This is a genomic window from Winogradskyella arenosi, assembly GCF_003337305.1.
GTDB classification, from domain to species: Bacteria; Bacteroidota; Bacteroidia; order Flavobacteriales; family Flavobacteriaceae; genus Winogradskyella; species Winogradskyella arenosi.
On sequence record NZ_QPJO01000020.1, the window covers coordinates 1 to 1,977 of the forward strand.

Below are 1,977 nucleotides of genomic sequence, written 5' to 3' on the forward strand. Positions count from 1 at the left end.
GCGGTTGATTAGTTTCAGCATCTCAATGTTTGCGCTTGGAGAACAGACTAACTAAAAGCTTTCACTTTGGTCTGTACGCACTAAAGTAGCTAACAACGTGTATAATTAATTGCTTAGGCAAGTGCTTCTTTGGAAAATTCCTTCGGAATTTTCTCTGGTTCGTAAAAGTTTGTTAAATTAGCTACCTAACCACGCAACTAACCATACACAAGACCGTTAGCAGCAAGTTAAACTGACATTACTTTCATCGAAATTTAATAATAGAATTCAAATGTTAACTTACAATGAATACATAGAATTAAGAGACAAACTCATAAATAATGAGATTGGGATAGAACTTGCAAAAGAGCAATGTTGGAAAGGTTTCAAAGAAGGACAAAGGTCTTGGCATACAAAAGATTGGAAGGAAAGAAGAGAAAAATTCATTAAAGAAAAATGCCAAATATGCAGTAGTACAGATACTTTAACGTTACAGCATCTGTCCCATCCAAAGAAATTCAACGAATTTTTAAGAGAGATAACAAGGACATACACAAATCAATATATAGATAATAATTCGGAAATTGATAAATCCATATTTAGAAATCACGTATTAAATAATTATGAATATGTCCCAGTTCCATTGTGTCCAAATTGTATGAATAAAAACCCAAGCGAAAGGGTAAGAAAAAAGCCAAAATATCGCTGTGCAGATTGTAAACACGAATTTGAAGAAGCAATTTATAGGTCAGCAAACGAACTGATTGCTATTTTTTTCGAAGATATGGACGCTTATGAAGTTCGAGATAAGTGCTTTGTATCAAAAGATAAATGGAGAAACCAACATAACCTATCAAATATTAAGTATTGGTTTCAAAGAAATATAGCAAAGAATAATGATGCTGAATCTATAGAAAAAAAAGCTTTTATACTTTATTTAAACGACAACATCAAATACCTTTCCTTTGAAGACACAATAACAGCTTGCCGAAAATGTGCTTCTAACTATGATTTATACAGAATGGAATTATGTCCAAAATGTAAGGAATATTACAAGGGCATTCAATATCCGACTTGTATTCAATGCTTGCCAGAAGAAAAACGAAAAGCAATACAGGAACAAATTGATTTTGGTAAAGAAATGAGAGAAATACATAAAAGGCTTGGAATCGACTAATGAACAACACCAATCATTAACAAAATCAGCTGCTAACACCGTATATAATTTATTGCTAGTTCTTACCTACTTACGAAAATCCTCGCAGATTTTCTATTCAGTTTTTATTTACTAAATTAGGTGCTTAGACCACGCAACAAACCATATACAAACACGTTAGCAGCAAGCAGTCACGTTTTGCTAACAGCTTTCTTAATCCAAGAGTTTTTTATTTCTACTCACGATTAAAATCTCACTCGAGTAATCTGACTCGATTAACAGTTCGGAAAATTAACGCTGGATTTATTTCTCAGACGGATAAGTCGAATTGACTTAGTTTGCGGAACAACAATATTGGATTGCTTACTCAGATGAATAAGCAGAACTGATTAGAATTACGGAAAAATAACGCAGGATAATAGGAACCATTAAAATTAGAATTTACGAGATCCATAGAGAAAACAATCAACTGACCCTACTCTATTTTAATTTACAAAACTTTACGGCCGATCTGAACGCTAAAAAACCAATCTGAACGTAGTTGGATACCAAGAACGGAATTATACGCTAAAATCAATCTTAAAGTTGTTTAATGAAACAGCGTGAAATTAAAAGCCGGCTGCTAACACCGTGTATAATTAATTGCTTAGGCAAGTGCTTCTTTGGAAAATTCCTTCGGAATTTTCTCTGGTCCGTAAAAGTTTGCTAAATTAGCTACCAAACCACGCAACTAACCATACACAAGACCGTTCTACGCAATTTGCCAGACCAATGAAAATTATATTTAATGACAGCGTAATTGATAATAAGATAGTCGAACCTGACTATGAATCTGAATTTAA

Annotated in this window: 1 protein-coding gene; it reads left to right on the forward strand. The window is 33.2% G+C overall.

The window, feature by feature from the left end; genetic code table 11:
- Positions 1–271 precede the first annotated feature (271 nt).
- The gene (locus DFQ08_RS15985; RefSeq protein ID WP_114311041.1) at positions 272–1,156 is read left to right on the forward strand and encodes a hypothetical protein; all 885 of its coding nucleotides are present in this window, start codon (positions 272–274) and stop codon (positions 1,154–1,156) included.
- Positions 1,157–1,977 lie beyond the last annotated feature (821 nt).

What these genes read in the sequence shown, in the direction of transcription:
- DFQ08_RS15985 (WP_114311041.1), top strand. Translation starts at nt 272, where the DNA reads ATGTTAACTTACAATGAATACATAGAATTAAGAGACAAACTCATAAAT.